This is a genomic window from Umezawaea sp. (genome assembly GCF_057122925.1).
The window spans coordinates 22,289-41,241 of the sequence record NZ_DBNGPQ010000042.1 but is presented as its reverse complement, the minus strand read 5'-3'; the positions used below and the strand labels follow the sequence as shown (position 1 = coordinate 41,241).

Here is an 18,953-nt window from a genome sequence, read left to right as displayed (position 1 = left end):
AAGGAGGTCCGCATGCGCATCATCGCTCTGGTCCTGATCCTGCTCACGACCACGACGCCGTCCGCACACGCCGCGACCGTCACCGAGGTGACCGGGTTCGGCACCAACCCCGGCAACCTCAGGATGTTCCGCTACGTCCCCGACGGCCTGCCCGCGGGCCGTCCGCTGGTGGTCGCCCTGCACGGCTGCACCCAGGACGCCGCGGGCTACGGCACCGCGTCCGGCTGGGTGTCGCTGGCCGACCGCTACCGGTTCTCCGTGCTGCTGCCGCAGCAGCAGACCGCCAACAACCTCAACAGGTGCTTCACCTGGTTCCAGGCGGCGGACACCACCCGCGGTCAGGGTGAGGTGGCGTCCATCGCCCAGATGGTCACGAAGATGGCCGCCGGTCCCGCCTACGTCAGCGGCCTGTCGGCGGGCGGCGCCATGACGTCGGTCCTGCTCGCCGCCTACCCGGAGACCTTCCGCGGCGGCGGTGTCGTCGCCGGTGTCCCGTTCGGCTGCGCCACGTCCGTCCTCGACGCCTACACCTGCATGAACCCCGGCAAGAACCTCACCCCGGCGCAGTGGGGCGACAGGGTCCGCGCCGCGACCCCGTTCTCCGGCACCCGCCCGCCCGTGACCATCTGGCACGGCACGGCCGACTACACCGTCGCCGTCGCCAACCAGCGGGAACTCGTCGAGCAGTGGACCAACGCCCTCGGCACCGACGCCGTCGCCGACACGACCGACACCGTCGCAGGCCACCCCCACGCCGTGTACCGCGACGCCTCCGGGGCCGCCGTCGTGGAGACGCACACCGTCACCGGGATGGGCCACGGCCAGCCGGTCGACCCCGGCACCGGCACCCAGCAGTGCGGAACCGCGGGCGCCTACGTGCTGGACGTCAACGCCTGCGCCGCCTGGCACCTGGCGCACGGGTGGGGTCTGGCCGGCTAGCCCGGTCGGTGCGGGGCCCCTGTGCCGGGGCTCCGCACCGCTGAGGGCGGGTGCTCACCGCGTCCGCGGACTGCCGAGCCGCGTTCGGCGGCGGCAGAGATCACGCTGCACGAGGTTGTGCGTGGCGTCGGGTGGTGCGAGGACGGCTCAGACCGGTTTGGCGGCCGACCAGAGCGCGGTGAAGGCGGACCGCGCCGGCACGACCGCGTCCTCGACTGACGGCCGCGTGGAGCTCCCCCGGCGCGGGGAGGCTCCACCGGTGGATCAGTCGCCGCGGATCAGGTCCGCCGCTCGTTCGCCGATCATCAGCACCGTCACCATCGGGTTCACGGTCGGCATCGTCGGGAACACCGAAGCGTCCACCACCCTCAACCCCTCCAACCCGATCACCTTCAACGACGGGTCCACCACGGAACCGATCGCGCACGTCCCCGCCGGGTGGTACACGGTGTGCGCGGCACGACGGCCGTACTCCGACAGGTCCTCGTCGGACGTCACCGACGGACCGGGTGCGACCTCGCGCTTGAGCCACGACCTCAACGGCTCCTGGGCGGCGATCTCGCGGGCGATGCGGAACCCGTCGACCAGCGTCTGCTCGTCGTACCCGTCCGGGTGGGTGAAGTAGCCGAAGTCCAGCGCCGGCTTCACGGTGGGGTCCGCGCTGGTGAGCCACATCCGGCCTGCGCTGTGCGGTCGGGGGATGTTCGGGGTCATGCACACGCCGTGCTCGACGACCGGGTAGCCGAGGCGTTCGGTGTTGGCGGTGAACGGGATTTGGTAGAAGTGGAACATGAGGTCCGGGCGGGGGTCGGACTCGTCGCGGCGGACGAACAGGCCCGCGTCGGAGTCCATCACCGAGTTGAGCGGGATCGGGCCGTCGGTCTCCCAGACGATCACCGACTCCGGGTGGTCCAGCAGGTTCTCGCCGACACCCGGCAGGTCGTGCACGACGTCGATGCCCAGGGCGGACAGGTCCGCGGCGGGGCCGACGCCGGACAGCATCAGCAGCCGGGGCGTGTCGATCGCGCCCGCGCACAGCAGCACCTCGCGGCGGGCGGAGACGGCACCCGCCGACGTGTCGACGCCGACGGCCCGTCCGTCCACGAAGGACACCCGCGAGACCCACGTCTCCAGCATCAGGGTCAGGTTGGGCCGGGTGAGGATCGGGTGCAGGTACGCCGTGGACGCGGAGGAGCGGTGGCCGGTATCCGGGTGGTAGGCGACCGAGAAGAACCCGGTGCCGTCGGCGAACGGCTTGGCGTTGAAGTCCTCGACCTCCGGAACGCCCAGCGCCGCCTTGGCCGCCGCGATGAAGTCCAGCGCGATCGGGTTCCGGTCGGCCTCGGCCACCGGGATGATGTTGTTGAGCAGCCTGTCGTAGTACGGGCCGAACGTGTCCCAGTCCCAGCCGGGCCCCCAGGAGGCCACGTCCTGCGGGAACGGCACGAAGCTGATCAGCGTGTTGTGCGAGGAGCAGCCGCCGAGCACGCGGGCGCGCGAGTGGCGGATGTGGGAGTTGCCGCGCGGCTGCTCGACGGTGGGGTAGTCGTAGTCCAGTTCCGAGCCGAGCAGGTTGATCCAGTTGCGCAGTTCGAGCACCCGCGGGTCGTCCACGTCGCTCGGGCCGCCCTCGACGACGCACACCGTCACCGACGGGTCCTCCGACAGCCTGGCCGCGAGGACCGAGCCCGCCGTGCCACCGCCGACGATGACGTAGTCGTACTCAGGCATCGGAGCTCCTCGCGAACCAGTTCTGGGCCGTGGGCTTGAGGTTCTGGTAGACGTGCTTCGGTTCGCAGTACTCGTGCAGGCCGCTGGGCCCGAGTTCGCGGCCGATGCCGGACCGCTTGAAGCCGCCCCACTCCGCCTGCGGCAGGTACGGGCCGAAGTCGTTGATCCACACGGTGCCGTGGCGCAGCTTGCGCGCGACCCACTGGGCCTTCTCCAGGTCCTGCGTCCAGACACCGCCAGCGAGGCCGTACTCGGTGTCGTTGCCCAGGAACACCGCCTCCTCCCGCGTGCTGAAGCGCTCGGCGGTGATGATGGGGCCGAAGGTCTCCTCCCGCACCACCCTCATCTCACGGGTGCAGTCCGCGAACACGGTGGGGCGGAAGAAGAAGCCGTCCCGCAACTCCGGTTCGGAGGGCCGCTCGCCACCCGCGAGGAGCCGCGCGCCCTCGGCGAGGCCGACCGCCACGTACCCCTCGACCTTGGCCCGGTGCTCGGCCGACACCAGCGGGCCGCTCTCCGAGGCCTCGTCGAACCCGTTGCCCAGCCGGACCAGGTCGGCGCGGCGCGCGACCTCGGCGACGAAGTCGTCGTACACCGGGTCCTGCACGATGAGCCTCGTGCCCGACGAGCACACCTGGCCCGCGTGGAAGAACGCGGCCGTGAGGGCGTGGTCGACGGCGGTGTCCAGGTCGGCGTCGGCGAACACGATGTTCGGGTTCTTGCCGCCCAGCTCCAGCGCGACCTTCTTCAACGACGTCGCCGCCGCCCGCGCGATGTACTGCCCGACGGCGAGGCTGCCGGTGAACGAGACCAGGTCGACGTCGTCGCTCTCCACGAGCACCGAGCCGACCTCGGGACCGGTGCCCAGCACGAGGTTCGCGACGCCCGCGGGCACCCCGGCCTCGGCCAGGAGCTCGAACAGCTTGATGGTCGACAGCGGCGTGATCTCACTCGGCTTGGCGACGAACGTGTTGCCCGCCAACAACGCGGGCGCGATCTTCCACGACACCTGGAGCAGCGGGTAGTTCCACGGCGCGATCATCGCGCACACGCCGACGGGGTCGTGGTCGACGCGGCTGATCACGTCCGGGCCCGCGCCGGTCACGACGCGCGGGTGGATCGCGCCCGCCAGGTTGCCGTAGTAGCGGAACACCGCCGCCACGTCGTCGACGTCGATCCTGCTCTCCACCAGCGTCTTGCCGGTGTCGAGGGTCTCGGTGCGGGCGATGTCCTCCTTAGCCCGGTCGAGCAGGTCCGCCACGTGGTTCAGCACGGCGGCGCGGTGCTCGGGACTGGTCGACGACCAGCCGCCGTCGTCGAACGCGCGCCGGGCCGCGGCGACGGCGGCCCTGGCGTCCGCCGCCGTGCCCTCCGCCACGGTGGCGACCACGCTCCGGTCGAAGGGGTTGATCACCTCGCGTTCGGCGCCGCTGCTCGACCCGACCCACCGGCCGTCGATGTACAGCTTCGACACGAGCGTCGCCTCCTCGGGAGATGGACTGATCGTTTCACCGTTCCCGCAGGCGGAGGGTCCTGTCAAGCCGGCCTCAGGGGGCCGGTGTGGACAGTGGGGCCGTCCCGAGCCGCCTGCGCAGCCGCGTGAAGTGCCGGGCGTCGTTCATCGCCACCACCCCGACGACCACGTCGTCGCGCACGTACACGGCGGCGAACTTGCGGTCAGCCGGAGTGCCGTCGACGTAGCGGACCTCGTCGTAGAGGTGCGTCTCGCCGATGAACTGGATGCGCACGCCGTACTGGTCGGACCAGAAGTAGCCCGGCCGGTCGTGCAGTTCCACGGTCGTGCCCGCGAGCAGGTTCCGCACGGCCACCGACGCCTGCTCGGCGGCGCTGGTCCAGTGCTCGTGCCGCTGGCCGCTCCACCGGGCCACGTCGCCGACCGCGACCACGCCGGGCACGCTCGTGACACCGCCCTGGTCGCACAGGACGCCGTTGCCGATCGCCACGCCCGAGCCCGCGAGCCACCCGGTCGCGGGGTGCGCGCCGACGCCCGCGACGACCAGGTCGGCGGGCAGCACCTCCCCGTCGGTCAGCACGACACCGGACGGGGACACGTGGTCCACGCCGACGCCGCAGCGCAGCCGCACGCCGTGGTCGAGGTGCAGTTCGCCGCACACCGCGCCGATCTCCGGCCCGAGCACCCGCCCCAGCGGGATCGGCAGCACCTCCACCACGGTCACGTCGAGGCCGAGCCTGCGGGCCGTGGACGCCACCTCGGCGCCGATGAAGCCCGCGCCGATCACCACGAGCCGGCGCGCGCCGCCGGTCAGCGCGGCCCGCAGCCGCTCGGCGTCGTCGAGCGTCCGCAGCGCGAGGGTGCCGGGCAGCGTCCTGGGCTCGCCGCCGGTCGCGACCACCACGCCGTCGGCGGTGAGGGTCGAGCCGTCGGACAGGTGGACCTCGCGGGTGGCGGCGTCGAGCCGGTCCGCGCGCACGCCCAGCCGCCAGTCGGCGTCGAGGGCGGCCAGCGCGTCGGGGGCGGCGAGCGCCAGCGACGCGCGGTCAGCCGTGCCGAGCAGGAAGTCCTTCGACAGCGGAGGCCGGTCGTACGGCTCGTGCGGCTCGTCGCCGATGACGACCAGTCGGCCGTCGAAACCCTGTGCGCGCAACGCTTCCGCGGACCGGAGTCCGGCGAGCGAGGCACCGATGACCGCGATGGTCCTCACGCCACGTCCTGCTGGGCCTCGGTGTTGACGTACACGACGCCGTCGAGCACGACGACCGGGTAGGTGCGGACCGGCCTCTTCGCGGGCGGCCCGCTGGGCAGACCGGTGCGCAGGTCGAACGAGGAGGCGTGCAGCGGGCACTCCACCCGGCAGTCCTCCAGCCAGCCGTCCGCGAGGGAGGCGTCCTGGTGGGTGCAGGTGTCGTCGACGGCGTACAGCTCGCCCTCGGCGTTGAACACCGCGATGGGCACGTGCGCCACGACGCGGACCGCCTCGCCGGGAGGGAGGTCGATGACGGTGCAGACGCGGATCATGGGGCGCCTCCGTTGCGCGATGCAGAACACGACCTGGATAACGCAACAAATGTGAGGCTGGCGGGGTCCGCCGTCAAGAGGTTCGCCTGGTTGGCCCAGGCCCGGTTTACCCAGTGGTTACTGTTGCGCCATGAGCAACTCGGACGCAGATCGGGGAACGGTGGCTCAGGTCCAGTCCGTGGACCGTGCCATCAGCGTGCTGGAGATGCTGGCGCACGGCGAAGCGGGCATCACCGAAATCGCTGGTGAGCTGGGTGTGCACAAGTCCACGGCGTCCAGACTCGTGAGCGTGCTGGAGTCCCGCGGTCTCGTCGAGCAGCTCGGCGAACGGGGCAAGTACGCGATCGGCTTCGGGATCGTCCGGCTCGCGGGCGCGGCGACCGGACGCATGGACCTCACCAAGTTGGGGCAGCCGACGTGCCAAACGCTCGCGGACGAGTTCGGCGAGACGGTGAACATCGCCGTGGCGGACCAGGGCGTCGCCATCAACATCACCCAGGCGCGGGGGTCGGCCGCGATCAGCGCGCAGAACTGGATCGGCCAGCGCACGCCGCTGCACGCCACGTCCAGCGGCAAGGTGCTGCTCGCGTTCATGCCGCCCGAGGAGCGCAACCGCCTCCTCGGCCTGCCGCTGGACCGGTACACGCCGCGCACGGTCGTGGAGCCGGAGGAGCTGGCCGGGGAGCTGGACCGGATCGCGGTCGACGGCTTCGCGGCCTGCTACGAGGAGCTGGAACTCGGCCTGCACGCGGTGGCCGTGCCGATCAGGGGGCAGCGTGGCGAGGTGATCGCCGCGATGAGCGCCTCCGGCCCGTCCTACCGGCTGTCGCGGCAGCGGGTGAGGCAGATCGTGGCCCCCATGGCGGACTGCGCCTCGGAGCTGTCCGCGCAGCTCGGGTACTTCGCCGACTAGTCCCGCGACGATCTTGAACCCCGTTTCACGTGGTGAGACGGGGTTCTTGTCGTTTTGTCCCATTACTTGCGAGTAGCGGCCGAACGCCACGGTCCGGGCCTGGAACTACTCGGATGGAGGGATTGACATCGGGGAGCGCTGGGCGCAGCTTGTTGCAGAAGGCGGAACACCCAGCGCCTTACGCAACTCCGGTGGGAGGGCACAGATGGCGGGTCGTCCACGGGTGGTCATCGTCGGCGCGGGCATCGTGGGGTGCGCGCTGGCCGACGAGCTGACCGAGCGGGGCTGGACCGACGTCACGGTCCTGGAGCAGGGGCCGCTGTTCGCCACGGGCGGGTCCAGCTCGCACGCGCCGGGGCTGGTCTTCCAGACCACGGGCAACAAGACCATGACCGAGTTCGCGAGCTACACCGCGCGCAAGTACGGCGAACTCGGCTGCTTCGACGCCGTGGGCGGTCTGGAGGTCGCGACCACGCCGGAGCGGCTGACCGAGCTGAAGCGGCGGCACGGCTGGGCCACCTCGTGGGGCGTTCGGACGTCGCTGGTCTCGCCGGAGGAGTGCGTCGCGCTGCACCCGCTGCTCGACGCGACCAAGGTGCTCGGCGGGTTCCACATCCCCACCGACGGGCTCGCGAAACCCGTTGCGGCGGCCCGGGCCCAGGCGGAACGGGCCATCGCGCGCGGAGCGCGGTTCGTGCCGCACCAGAGGGTCACCGCCGTCGAGCGCGCCGCGGGGCGGGTCACCGGCGTGACCACCGAGACCGGCACGGTCAAGGCCGACGTCGTGGTGTCGTGCGCCGGGATGTGGGGGCCGCTGCTCGGGGACATGGTCGACCTGGTCGTCCCGCTCGTGCCGATGGCGCACCAGTACGCGAGGACCACGGCGCTGCCGACCGGCGAGGTCGGCGGCCCGATCCTGCGCCACCAGGACGCCGACCTGTACTTCCGCGGCCACGGCGACCGGCTCGGCATCGGCGCCTACGGGCACCGGCCGATGCCGATCGACCCGCGCGAGATCGGCGACCCGCGGTTCACCAGGTCGATGGCGTCCGAGCGGCTGTTCACGCCGGAGGACTTCGAGGACTCGTGGGCCGCCGCGGTCGACCTGCTGCCCGTGCTGGCGGAGTCCAAGGTGGACGACGGCATCAACGGCCTGTTCTCGTTCACCACCGACGGGATGCCGCTGCTCGGCGAACACCCCGACCTGGACGGGTTCTGGGTCGCCGAAGCCGTGTGGATCACGCACTCCGCGGGCGTCGCGCGGGCCGTCGCGGAGTGGCTGGTCGACGGCCAGCCGAAGCAGGACCTGCACTCCGCCGACCTCAACCGGTTCGAGGACGTGCAGCTCGCGCCCGACTACGTGCGCAAGCGCAGCTGCCAGAACTTCGTGGAGGTCTACGACGTCCTGCACCCGTTGCAGCCCCTGGAGGACCCGCGTCCGCTGCGCACCACCCCGTTCCACGAACGGCAGCAGGCGCTCGGCGCGGTGTTCCTCGAGGGCGCGGGCTGGGAGCGGGCGCACTGGTACGAGGCCAACGCAGACCTGCCCGAGGTCGCGGACGTCCCCGCGCGCAACGAGTGGGCGTCCCGCTTCTGGTCGCCGATCGCGGGCGCCGAGGCGCTGGTCACCCGCAGCCGCGTGGCGATGTTCGACATGACCCCGTTGAAGCGCCTGGAGGTCACGGGACCGGGTGCGCTCGACTTCCTCCAGACCATGACCACCAACAACCTCGCCCGCAAACCCGGTGCGGTCACCTACACGCTGCTGCTCGGCGAGGACGGCGGTGTCCGCAGCGACCTCACCGTGGCGCGGTTGGGGGAGAACCGGTTCCAGGTCGGCGCGAACGGCAACCTCGACCTGGACTGGCTGACCCGGCACCTGCCGGGCAGCGGCAGCGTCCAGGTCCGCGACACCACCGCGGGCACCTGCTGCGTCGGCCTCTGGGGCCCGCTGGCCCGCGACCTGGTCGAGCCGGTCTCCACACTGGACACCCGGCTCGGCTACTTCAAGGCGCAGCGGGCGTTCGTCGGCAACGTGCCGGTGACCGCGCTGCGGCTGTCCTACGTGGGCGAGCTGGGCTGGGAGCTGTACACGACGGCCGACCTGGGCCGGGAGCTGTGGGACACGCTGTGGGAGGCGGGGCGGGCCCACGGCGTGATCGCGGCGGGGCGCGGCGCGTTCGCCAGCCTGCGGCTGGAGAAGGGCTACCGGGCCTGGGGCACGGACATGACCACAGAGCACGACCCCTACGAGGCGGGCGTCGGGTTCGCGGTGCGGATGGACAAGGGCTACTTCGTCGGCCGCGACGCCCTCGCCGCCAGGACCCAGACCCGCAAGCTGACCTGCCTGACCATCGCCGACCCGCACGCCGTGGTGCTCGGCAACGAGCCGGTGCACGTCGACGGCGCTCCCGCCGGGTACGTGACCAGCGCAGCCTACGGCTACACGACCGGCGTGAACATCGCCTACGCGTGGCTGCCCGCCGAGCACGCGGAGCCCGGCCGGGCGGTGGAGGTCGAGTACTTCGGCGAGCGCGTGCCCGCCGTCGTCGCCGAGGAACCCCTGTTCGACCCGAAGATGACCCGGTTGAGGAGCTGACGCCGTGCCGGACACCCATGACGTCATCGTGATCGGCCTCGGCGGGATGGGCAGCGCCGCGGCGTACCGCCTCGCCGAACGCGGCCTGCGCGTGCTCGGCCTGGAGAGGTTCGCGCCCGTGCACACGCGGGGCTCCAGCCACGGCGGGTCGCGCATCACCCGCCAGGCCTACTTCGAGGACCCCGCGTACGTGCCGCTGCTGCTGCGCGCGCACGAGATGTGGGACCAGGTCGAGGCCGACTCCGGGCGGGAGGTCTTCCACCGGGTCGGCGGGATCATGGTCGGACGGCCGGAGTCGCGCACGGTCTCCGGCAGCCTGCGGTCCGCGCGCGAGTGGGACCTGCCGCACGAGCTGCTCGACGCGGCCGAGATCCGCCGCCGCTTCCCGACCATGCGACCCACCGACGAGGACGTCGCCCTCTACGAGGCGGGCGCCGGGCTCGTGGTCCCGGAGACCAGCGTCGGCGCGCACCTCGACCTCGCGACCAGGGCGGGTGCCGACCTGCGCTTCGAGGAGGAGGTGCTGTCCTGGACCGCTGACGGCGGGGTCGAGGTGGTGACGTCGAAGGGCACCCACCGCGCCGGGCAGCTGGTGATCTGCCCCGGCGCGTGGGCACCCGTCCTGCTCGCCGACCTCGGCGTCCCGTTCGTGATCGAGCGCCAGGTCCAGTACTGGTTCGAACCGGCGGGCGGTGCCGAGCCGTTCCTGCCCGACCGGCACCCCGTCTACATCTGGGAGAACCACGGGGGCCGCCAGTTCTACGGCTTCCCCGCGCACAACGGGGTCGACGGCGGCGTGAAGGTCGCGTTCTTCCGCGGCGGCGACCCGTGCGGCCCGGACACCGTCGACCGCGTCGTGCACGACCACGAGGTCGCCGCGATGGCCGACTTCGTGGGCCGGGCGATGCCCACCCTGCCCGGCACCTTCCTGCGCGCCGCGACCTGCATGTACACCAACACCGCCGACGAGCACTTCGTCATCGCCCGCCACCCGGCCCACGAGGCGGTCGTCGTCGCGTGCGGCTTCTCGGGCCACGGCTTCAAGTTCGTGCCCGTCGTCGGCGAGATCGTCGCCGACCTCGTCGTGGACGGCACGACCGACCACCCCATCGCCCTGTTCGACCCCGCCCGGCTGACCGGCCCGGCCGAGAAGGTGGCCACGAGATGACCGCGACCGAGCAGCCGAGCAGCCTGATCTCCACCCTGGCCGGCCACTACTACACCGACCCGGCCGTCTTCGCCGCCGAGCAGGCCCGCATCTTCGAGCGGATGTGGTTCTGCGCCGTCCGCGGCTCGGACGTGCCGAACCCCGGCGACTTCCGCACGGTCGTGGTCGGCCGCGAGAGCGTCATCGTGTCCCGCGCGCGCGACGGCTCGCTCAAGGCGTTCCTCAACGTCTGCCGCCACCGCGGCGCCCGGCTGTGCACCACCGAGTCCGGCTCCGTGAAGCGCGCCTTCCAGTGCTCGTACCACGCCTGGACCTACGGGCTGGACGGCAAGCTGATCGCCGCGCCCAACCTCACGTCCATGCCGGACGTCGACCGCGTCGAGTACGGTCTCACCGCGGTGCACCTGCGAGAATGGCTCGGCTACGCCTGGATCACCCTCGCGGAGGACCCGCCCTCCTTCGCCGACACCGTGCAGCACGCCGTCACCGAGCGCCTTGGCGAGCTCAGCGCCATCGACGGCTACGAGATCGACGAACTAGAGGTCGGCCGCCGCATCAGATACGAGGTGAAGGCGAATTGGAAGCTCATCATCGAGAACTTCATGGAGTGCTACCACTGCGCCACGATCCATCCCGAACTGACCGAGGTGCTGCCCGAATTCGCGGATGGGTACGCCGCTCAGTACTACGTGGGACATGGCGCCGAGTTCGGGTCGGAGATCAGCGGCTTCACCGTGGACGGCAGTGAGGGGTTCGACAAGCTGGCGGGCGTCAGCGACGACCAGGACCGGCGCTACTACGCCATCACCATCCGCCCGCAGGTCTTCATCAACCTCGTGCCCGATCACGTGATCATCCACCGGATGTACCCGATGGCGCCGGATCTCACGATCGTGGAGTGCGATTGGCTGTATGCCACACAGGTGGTGGCGGAAGGCCGCGACGTCTCCCGCTCGGTCGAGTTGTTCCACCGGGTGAACGAACAGGACTTCGACGCCTGTGAGCGATGCCAGCCCGCCATGTCGTCACGCGCCTATGCCAACGGCGGTGTACTTGTGCCCTCGGAACACCACATCGGGCAGTTTCACGATTGGGTCGAACGGGTACTCGGGTGACGGTCCGAGGTTCGCTCGGCTAGGGGATGGACCGTCCCCCTGGTGGGGGTGAACGCTGCTCTGGTGATGGAGCAACGGCGCTCGCAGGTCTCGGACGAAGACCTGGTACTCATTCGACGGATTCAGCACCTCGTGCGACGTGCTGAGCGAACAGCCCACGACCACTCGAACTTCGTCGGGCCCCCACCCTCCCAGGAACACCTGGACCTGCTGGCGGAGATCCGCGCGCTCACCGAGTCCCACCTGTCGGTGACGTCGAGGTCGATGATGCCCGTGCAGGCCGAGCCTGCCGGGGAGAAGCGGATCGGCTCGTCGGTGGTTCGGTTCCCCTGAGATCCGGTCGCCCCGGCGGTGATACCGCCGGGGGATCGGAACGGGTGACGTGGGGTGGCGTTCGGGTGAGGGGGGTTGTGGGGGTCGTGTTCGGGTGCCGCTCGGGGTCGGTGTCGTTCGGGTGCCGGTCCCAGCGTGGTGTGGACGGTGTCAGGGCGGTGCCTGCCGGTGTCGTGGAAACGAGAAGCCTGCCGTCCCCGGTGGTGGGAGGCAGGCTTCTCGTCGGGCTTCTCAGCGGCGTTTGACCATCTTGACCAGGCCCTTGAAGGTTTCTTCCAGGCCTGAGGAGAACGGGTTGTCGTGGACCAGGTAGGTCCAGGTCGTGTTCGGGCGCTTGACCCCCGCTGCGGCTAGTTCGGCTCCTTCTGGGCCGATCTTGGCTTCCGTGAACGTTTCCGCGGCCGCTTCCCAGGAGTCCGGGACGATGCGGTTGAACGTCGGGATGGCCTCGCGGTGGAACTCGTCCAGCGGGTTCTGGCGGGCCAGTGCTCGGAGGTGGATGCCTTCGCGCAGGTCGGTCAGGAACGTCAGGTGCTCGCTCCAGCGCTGGTCCAGGTGGTACAGCGTGATGAGCCTCGCCGCCGAGACGAGGACGTCCTCCTCGACGGTGTCCTTCAGCTCCGCCGCGCGCTCCGGTGCGCGCTTCGCGAGTTCCTCCCAGGCCGCGTCGGTCGTGAGGACCTTGTTCCGGTGGGCCATCAGGAGTTCGCGCTGGTGCTCCACGAGCTTGTTGTAGCGCCAGGTGTTGCGGTGGATCTCCAGGTGCACGCCCTCGGCCACGCGCTGGGCGTGCTCGACCGTGTGCAGCGTCCCCGAGTCGGTGATCCGGCCGTCGTCGTCGACCTCGGACGGTTCGTCGTGGTCCGGGGTGAACTGGGTGATCAGCTCGTCCTGCAACGAGCTGAAGAAGACCGAGCCGCCGGGGTCGCCCTGGCGGCCCGCGCGACCGCGCAGCTGGTCGTCCAGCCTGCTGGAGGTGTGGCGGCCGGAACCCACCACGTACAGCCCGCCGAGGCCCACGATGCGCTCGTGGTCCTCGCCGTCGTGGCCGCCCAACCGGATGTCCGTGCCCCGGCCGGCCATCTGGGTGGACACCGTGATGCGGTCGAACGAGCCCGCGTCCGCGATGATCGTCGCCTCCTCGGCGTCGTTCTTCGCGTTCAGCACCACCGGCTCCAGGCCCGCCGCGCGCAGCTTGGTCGACAGGCGCTCGGACTCGGCCACGTCGAGCGTGCCGACCAGGATCGGGCGGCCGGTCTCGTGGACCGACGCGATCTCCTTGACCAGCGCCGCTTCCTTCAGCTCCAGCGTCGTGTAGAGGCGGGGGGCCTCGTCCTCGCGGACGCACTCCTGGTTCGACGGGATGACCAGGACCTCGAGGTCGTAGAACGTGCGGAGCTGCTCGGCGACGGCCACGGCCGTGCCGGTCATGCCGCACACCGTCGGGTAGCGGTTCAGCAGCGCCTGGACGGTGATCGAGTCCAGCACCTCGCCCGAGTCGGTCGCCGCGACGGACTCCTTGGCCTCGACGGCGGCCTGGAGGCCGTCCGGCCAGCGCTGGAGCCGCGCGATGCGACCGCGGGTGTCGTTGATCAGGTGGACCTTGCCGTCGCGCACGATGTAGTCGATGTCGCGGTGCAGCAGGACGTGCGCGTGCAGGGCCACGTTGACCTTGCTCAGCGTCGTCTGGACGTGCTCGTCGGAGTACAGGTCGATGCCGCCGAGCGTCCGCTCGACCGCCTCGGAGCCCGCACCGGTCAGGTAGACGTTGCGCTCCTCGTCGTCGACCTCGAAGTGCAGGTCCTTGCGGAGCCTGCGGACCAGGTCGGCGATGACGGGGTCGGCGGCCTCGTTCGCGGTCGACCCGGCCAGCACCAGCGGCACGCGGGCCTCGTCCACGAGCACGGAGTCGGCCTCGTCGACCAGCACGACCCTCGGCTGCGGCACGATCCGGTCGGCCTCGTCGACGGCGAGCCGGTCGCGCAGCACGTCGAAGCCGATCTCGCTGACCGCGGCGTAGGTGACCTCGGCCTCGTACGCGGCCCGGCGCTCCTCCGGCTTCGAGCTCTGGCTCAGCCAGCCGACGGACACGCCGAGCAGCCGGTAGAGCGGACCCATCCACTCGGCGTCGCGCTGGGCGAGGTAGTCGTTGACCGACGCCACGTGCACCTGGTCGCCGCGAAGGGCGAACCCGGCCGCCGCGATGGCGCCCGACAGCGTCTTGCCCTCACCGGTGGCCATCTCGACGACGTGACCCTCCAGGAGCCCGAGGGCGCCGAGGATCTGCACGTCGAACGGGCGCAGGCCGAGTGCGCGGTCGGCGGCCTCCCTGGCCAGCGCGCACACCTCCACCAGTTCGTCCTTGCCGAACTCCTCGCGTTCGCGCAGCTCCTGGGCCGCTGCGGTGAGCTCCTCGTCGGAGAGCGCGCCGACGCGCTCCTCGTGGGTGTTCACGGCGGTCAGCAGGGTCCGGTAGGGCGTGAGGTCGGCCGAGCCGGGGCGTTGTGCGAACCGACGCATCCGCTGCTTCAGCCGTGCCATGAGTGTGGTCACGGTGCCGAAACGTACGGCACGGCGGTTGCGTTCCCGGTGTGGTGGGTGCGTCCTCCACGGTTGACGCAGGTCGCTGGGCTGTTCGGCGCAGCCGTCACCCGTTCGGGCCGCGGCCGACGGGAACTGCCCGACCCCGGCCGCGGCGTCGGGAGGTCCTCACCACCGGGGGACGCCCGGTTCCGGCCGCTACCAGGTGTCGACGTACGGGCGCTTCTTGCCCGCCGCGCGCCGTCCGTCCCAGCCCGCGAAGCCCGTGGCGATCCAGCGGCGGGTGTCCGCCGGGTCGATGACGTCGTCGACCTCGAACGCGGCGGCCAGGTTGAGGGCCTTGCCGTGCTCGTAGGAGGCGGCGACCATCCCGTCGAACGCGGCCTGCCGCTCCACCGGGTCGGCGATGGCCTCCAGTTCCCGGCGGAAGCCCAGCCGCACGGCGCCCTCCAGGCCCATCGGGCCGAACTCGCCGCTCGGCCACGACACGGTGAACCCCGGCACCGCGAGGCTGCCGCCCGCCATGGCCTGCGCGCCCAGCCCGTAGGCCTTGCGCAGCACCACCAGCCCGAAGGGCACGTCGAGGTTCGCCGCCACGACCAGCATCCGGCTCAGGTGCCGCACGGTCGCCGTGCGCTCCGCGTCCGGGCCGACCATGAAGCCCGGCGTGTCGCACAGCGACAGGACCGGCAGGTCGAACGCGTCGCACAGCTGGAGGAACCGGGCCGCCTTGTCGGCCGTGTCGGAGTCGATCGCGCCGCCGAGGTGGGCGGGGTCGTTGGCGATCAGCCCGATCGGCCTGCCCTCGACCCGGACCAGCGCGGTGACGATCCCCCGGCCGAACGCCCGGCGCAGCTCCAGCACCGAGCCGGTGTCGGCGAGGGTGTCGACGACCGCGCGCACGTCGTAGGCGCGCAGCCGGTTCTCCGGGACGGCGTGCCGCAGCGCGCGCTGGTCCGGGGCCGTCCAGTCCGCCACCGGCCCGGTGAAGTACGAGAGGTACCTCTTCGCCACCGCCACGGCTTCCGCCTCGTCGGCCACGGCGACGTCGACGACCCCGTTGGGGACCTGGACGTCCACCGGGCCGATCTCCTCGGGGCGGAACACGCCGAGGCCGCCGCCCTCGACCATGGCCGGACCACCCATGCCGATGGTCGCGTCGGCGGTCGCGATGATCACGTCGCACGTGCCCAGCAGCACGGCGTTGCCCGCGAAGCAGCGGCCCGAGACGACGCCCACCAGCGGCACGGCGCCGCTGAGCTTCGCCATCGCGTGGAACGAGCCGGTGTCCAGACCGCTGACCAGACCGTGGTCGGTGTCGCCCGGCCGTCCGCCGCCGCCCTCGGCGAACAGGACGACGGGCAGGCGGCGCTGGTCGGCGAGCGCCAGCATCCGGTCGAGCTTGGCGTGGTTGCGGACGCCCTGCGTGCCCGCCATGACCGTGTAGTCGTAGGCCAGGACGACGGACCGGCTGCCGCCGACGGTGCCGATCCCGGCCACCAGGCCGTCCGCCGGGGTGCGGTCGACCAGGTCGTCCAGCGACCGGCGCTGCCGCTGCGCGGCGATGGCCAGGCCGCCGTACTCCACGAAGCTGCCGTCGTCGCAGAGGTCCGCGACGTTCTCCCTGGCCGTGCGGTGGCCGCTCCGGTGCCGTCGCGCTTCGGCGTCGGGACGGCGGAAGTCGTGTCGTGCCAGTACTTCCGCGAGGTCCGGGCGGATGGCGCCCAGGTCGACCGCCGCGGCTTCCTCGGCCTCGGCGAGGTCGCCGGACTCGGCCACCGGCGCGCCCTCGGCGACCGCGTCGCCGACCGCCACCAGCACGCGGCCGGAACCGGTGGGGATGACGTGCTGCATCTTCATCGCCTCCACGACGACGGTGCCGGGCTCGACCGCGACCACCGTGCCCGCCACGGGGGAGCGGGGGCCGTCCTGGGCCGCGGGCGCGGGGAGGTCGTCGAGGAAACCGGTGTGCGCGTCGGACAGGTCGCGCTCCAGCAGGTCGCGCAGGAACGCGAGGTTCGTCGGCACACCGTCCACCCGGAACTCGGCCAGCGCGCGGCGGGCCTTGCGCAGCGCGGTGTCCAGGTCGTCGGCGTGCACGACCAGCTTGGCGAGCAGGGCGTCGAACCGGTCGCTCGCCCGGTGGCCGGGGTGGGCGTGGGTGTCCACGCGGACGCCGGGCCCGGTCGCGGGCTGGAACGCGGTGACCGTGCCCGCGGAGGCCAGCGTGATCCGGAGCTGGACGGCGCAGCCGCGTTCCCGGTGCGCGAGGTCCGGCTCGTCGCCCGCGGCGATCAGGAGCTGGGCGCGCACGAGGTCGACGCCGGTGACCTCCTCGGTCACGGTGTGCTCGACCTGGAGCCGCGGATTCGCCTCCAGGAACACGAAACCGCCGTCGGGCGCCACCAGGAACTCGACCGTGCCGACCCCCCGGTGCGCCACGGCCTCCGCGATCCGGGTCGCGGCGTCGTGCAGCGCCTTGCGCAGGGCCGGGTCCAGGCGCGGTGCGGGCGCGATCTCGACGACCTTCTGGTGGTCCCGCTGGAGGCTGCAGTCGCGGTCGCCGAGCACGGTCGTGCCGACGAGCTGCACCTCGACGTGCCGGGCCCGCGGCAGGAGGCGTTCGAGGTAGACGGCTCCGTCGCCGAACGCGGCCAGCGCCTCGGCGCGGCAGCGGTCGAGCGCGGCGGGCAGGTCCGCGAGGTCGTGGACCTGCCGCATCCCCTTCCCGCCGCCGCCCGCGACGGCCTTGACCATCACCGGGCCGTGCTCGGCGAAGAACTCGCGCGCGGCCTCGACGTCGACCGGACCCGTGCCCGCGAGCACCGGGACGCCGAGGTCGACGGCCAGCGCGCGGGCCCGGCTCTTGTCGCCCAGCAGCGCGAGGACGTCCGGGCTCGGCCCGACGAACACCAGGCCGGCGTCGGCGCACGCCCGCGCGAACCCGGCGTTCTCCGACAGGAAGCCGTAGCCGGGGTGGACGGTGTCGCAGCCGTGCTCCAGCGCCGCGCGCACGAGCCGGTCGACGTCGAGGTAGGGCGCCGGTCCGACGCCGTCCAGCGCGACCGCCGTGTCGGCGAGCCGGACGTGCAGCGCGTCCGCGTCGTCGGCGGAGTGCACCGCCACGGTGCGACGCCCCAGGTCAGCGGCGGTGCGGAGGACGCGGACCGCGATCTCACCCCGGTTGGCGACGAGCAGTCCTGACACGGGGGACCTCCTGAGCGACCGCTTAGTATGTTGTCGGGCTCTCATCGTGGCAGCGCGACACGTCCCCGTCCAGGTGGAACCGGACGCCCTCGCCGGGCGTCCATGGGACACACTTCACCGCAACTGTGAAGCCGCCAGCCGCCCCAGGAGGTCCCCCGTGGTGTTCAAGAGGATGTTGCGCGCGTTCGGAGTGGGCGGTCCCACGGTCGACACCGTGCTCACCAACCCCAACACGCGTCCCGGCGAACTGCTGACGGGGGAGGTGCGCATCGCCGGGGGCGACCACCCCGCCGACATCGACCACGTGGCGCTCTCCCTGGTCACCAGGGTCGAGTTCGAGGGCAGCGACAGCGAGACGGTCCGCAACGTCGACTACGGCAAGGTGTTCGTCGCCCAGCGCATCACCGTCGCACCCGGCCAGAACATGGTCATCCCGTTCCAGTACCAGGTGCCGCTGGAGTCGCCGATCAACGTCGTGGGCGGCCAGCAGCTCCACGGCATGACCCTCGGCCTGCGCACGGAACTCGCCGTCCGCGGCGCCGTCGACCCCGGCGACCTCGACCCGGTCGCGGTCCACCCGCTCCAGTCGCAGGAGCGCGTGCTCAACGCCTTCGTGCAGCTCGGCTTCCGCTTCACCCGCGCGGACAACGAGGCGGGGCGCCTGCACGGCGTGCCGCAGCAGCTCCAGTTCTACCAGGAGATCGAGTTCGTGCCGCCGCAGCAGTTCCTGGCCAAGATCAGCCAGGTCGAGCTGACGTTCGTGGCCGACCCCCACAGCCTGTGGGTGATCCTCGAAGCCGACCGCCGCGGTGGCGTGTTCCGCTCGGGCGGCGACAGCTTCGGCCACTTCCACCTCAGCCACCAGGAGGCCGTGGGCGCCGACTGGGCGGGCATCATCCACAACTGGATGGACCAGATCGCCGGTCGCCGTGGTTCGTTCGGGGGCTTCGGTCACTGAGGTGGGCGAACGAACCTGATGTTCACCCTGCGAGACCCGCGTTCGGTGGGATGCTGATCGCGAAGACCCCGGACTCGGGCCGGGTGCTTCATCGAGGGTTGTCCAACCCGCAGGAGGCATCGTGAGCATCGGCAGTTTCATCGGCGCTCTGGTCATCGGATTGATCATCGGCCTGCTCGGCAAGCTGGTGGCGCCGGGCAAGCAGGGCATCCCGCTCTGGCTGACCCTCGTGGTCGGCGTGGTGGCGGCGTTCCTCGGCACGTTCGTGGCGCGGATCTTCGGTGTGGTGGACACGCCGGGGATCGACTGGATCGAGTTGATCGTGCAGATCGCCATCGCGGCGGTCGGGGTTACGCTGGCCGCCGGTCTGTACGGGAAGCGCAGCGTCCACTAGTCGTGGTGTGGCGGAACGCCTGCCGGTCCTCTGTGGGGCGGTGGGCGTTTCTGCTGT

At 71.6% G+C, this 18,953-nt stretch carries 14 protein-coding genes; 8 read left to right on the top strand and 6 right to left on the bottom strand.

Features of this window, described 5'->3' with window-relative positions:
* Positions 1 to 12: 12 nt before the first annotated feature.
* Positions 13 to 939, top strand: coding sequence for an extracellular catalytic domain type 1 short-chain-length polyhydroxyalkanoate depolymerase (locus tag AC156L_RS07560; protein ID WP_330875461.1), 927 nt, complete (start codon positions 13 to 15; stop codon positions 937 to 939).
* A gap of 264 nt (positions 940 to 1,203) precedes the next feature.
* Here the strand turns inward: AC156L_RS07560 and AC156L_RS07555 are convergent, their stop codons facing one another.
* From AC156L_RS07555 to AC156L_RS07540, 4 genes are all read right to left on the bottom strand, one after another.
* Positions 1,204 to 2,670 (bottom strand): GMC family oxidoreductase, encoded by a 1,467-nt coding sequence (locus tag AC156L_RS07555; protein ID WP_330875462.1) that lies wholly within the window; start codon positions 2,668 to 2,670, stop codon positions 1,204 to 1,206.
* Complete coding sequence (locus AC156L_RS07550) at positions 2,663 to 4,144, bottom strand: aldehyde dehydrogenase family protein (protein ID WP_330875463.1); 1,482 nt, start codon at positions 4,142 to 4,144, stop codon at positions 2,663 to 2,665. The genes AC156L_RS07555 and AC156L_RS07550 overlap by 8 nt, the downstream gene beginning before the upstream one ends.
* Before the next feature lie 73 nt (positions 4,145 to 4,217).
* A complete protein-coding gene (locus AC156L_RS07545; protein ID WP_330875464.1) occupies positions 4,218 to 5,354 on the bottom strand; it encodes an NAD(P)/FAD-dependent oxidoreductase in 1,137 nt (378 codons plus the stop codon).
* Positions 5,351 to 5,668 (bottom strand): bifunctional 3-phenylpropionate/cinnamic acid dioxygenase ferredoxin subunit, encoded by a 318-nt coding sequence (locus AC156L_RS07540; RefSeq protein WP_330875465.1) that lies wholly within the window; start codon positions 5,666 to 5,668, stop codon positions 5,351 to 5,353. The genes AC156L_RS07545 and AC156L_RS07540 overlap by 4 nt, the downstream gene beginning before the upstream one ends.
* Before the next feature lie 130 nt (positions 5,669 to 5,798).
* Between AC156L_RS07540 and AC156L_RS07535 the strand changes: the two genes are divergently transcribed.
* The 5 genes from AC156L_RS07535 to AC156L_RS07515 all read left to right on the top strand — a co-directional run bounded on the left by AC156L_RS07535 (position 5,799) and on the right by AC156L_RS07515 (position 11,796).
* Entirely contained in the window at positions 5,799 to 6,581 is a 783-nt protein-coding gene (locus AC156L_RS07535) for an IclR family transcriptional regulator (protein ID WP_330875466.1), read from the top strand.
* 205 nt (positions 6,582 to 6,786) lie between these two features.
* On the top strand, positions 6,787 to 9,180 hold the full coding sequence (locus AC156L_RS07530; RefSeq protein ID WP_330875467.1) for a GcvT family protein: 2,394 nt from the start codon (positions 6,787 to 6,789) through the stop codon (positions 9,178 to 9,180).
* Positions 9,181 to 9,184: 4 nt separating this feature from the next.
* Positions 9,185 to 10,348 (top strand): N-methyl-L-tryptophan oxidase, encoded by a 1,164-nt coding sequence (gene solA / locus AC156L_RS07525; RefSeq protein WP_330875468.1) that lies wholly within the window; start codon positions 9,185 to 9,187, stop codon positions 10,346 to 10,348.
* Positions 10,345 to 11,463, top strand: coding sequence for an aromatic ring-hydroxylating oxygenase subunit alpha (locus tag AC156L_RS07520; RefSeq protein WP_330875469.1), 1,119 nt, complete (start codon positions 10,345 to 10,347; stop codon positions 11,461 to 11,463). Before solA ends, AC156L_RS07520 begins: the two co-directional genes overlap by 4 nt.
* Positions 11,464 to 11,595: 132 nt before the next feature.
* On the top strand, positions 11,596 to 11,796 hold the full coding sequence (locus AC156L_RS07515; protein ID WP_330875470.1) for a hypothetical protein: 201 nt from the start codon (positions 11,596 to 11,598) through the stop codon (positions 11,794 to 11,796).
* 231 nt (positions 11,797 to 12,027) lie between these two features.
* Here AC156L_RS07515 and secA2 read toward each other — a convergent pair whose 3' ends face one another.
* Entirely contained in the window at positions 12,028 to 14,349 is a 2,322-nt protein-coding gene (gene secA2, locus AC156L_RS07510) for an accessory Sec system translocase SecA2 (RefSeq protein WP_330875471.1), read from the bottom strand.
* Between the two features lie 186 nt (positions 14,350 to 14,535).
* Positions 14,536 to 17,544 (bottom strand): carboxyl transferase domain-containing protein, encoded by a 3,009-nt coding sequence (locus tag AC156L_RS07505; RefSeq protein ID WP_330875472.1) that lies wholly within the window; start codon positions 17,542 to 17,544, stop codon positions 14,536 to 14,538.
* Positions 17,545 to 17,701: 157 nt separating this feature from the next.
* Here AC156L_RS07505 and AC156L_RS07500 point away from each other — a divergent pair, with 157 nt between their 5' ends.
* Together AC156L_RS07500 and AC156L_RS07495 are read left to right on the top strand one after the other, a co-directional pair.
* Positions 17,702 to 18,502 (top strand): sporulation protein, encoded by an 801-nt coding sequence (locus tag AC156L_RS07500; RefSeq protein ID WP_330875473.1) that lies wholly within the window; start codon positions 17,702 to 17,704, stop codon positions 18,500 to 18,502.
* Positions 18,503 to 18,623: 121 nt separating this feature from the next.
* Complete coding sequence (locus AC156L_RS07495) at positions 18,624 to 18,896, top strand: GlsB/YeaQ/YmgE family stress response membrane protein (RefSeq protein WP_330875474.1); 273 nt, start codon at positions 18,624 to 18,626, stop codon at positions 18,894 to 18,896.
* Positions 18,897 to 18,953 lie beyond the last annotated feature (57 nt).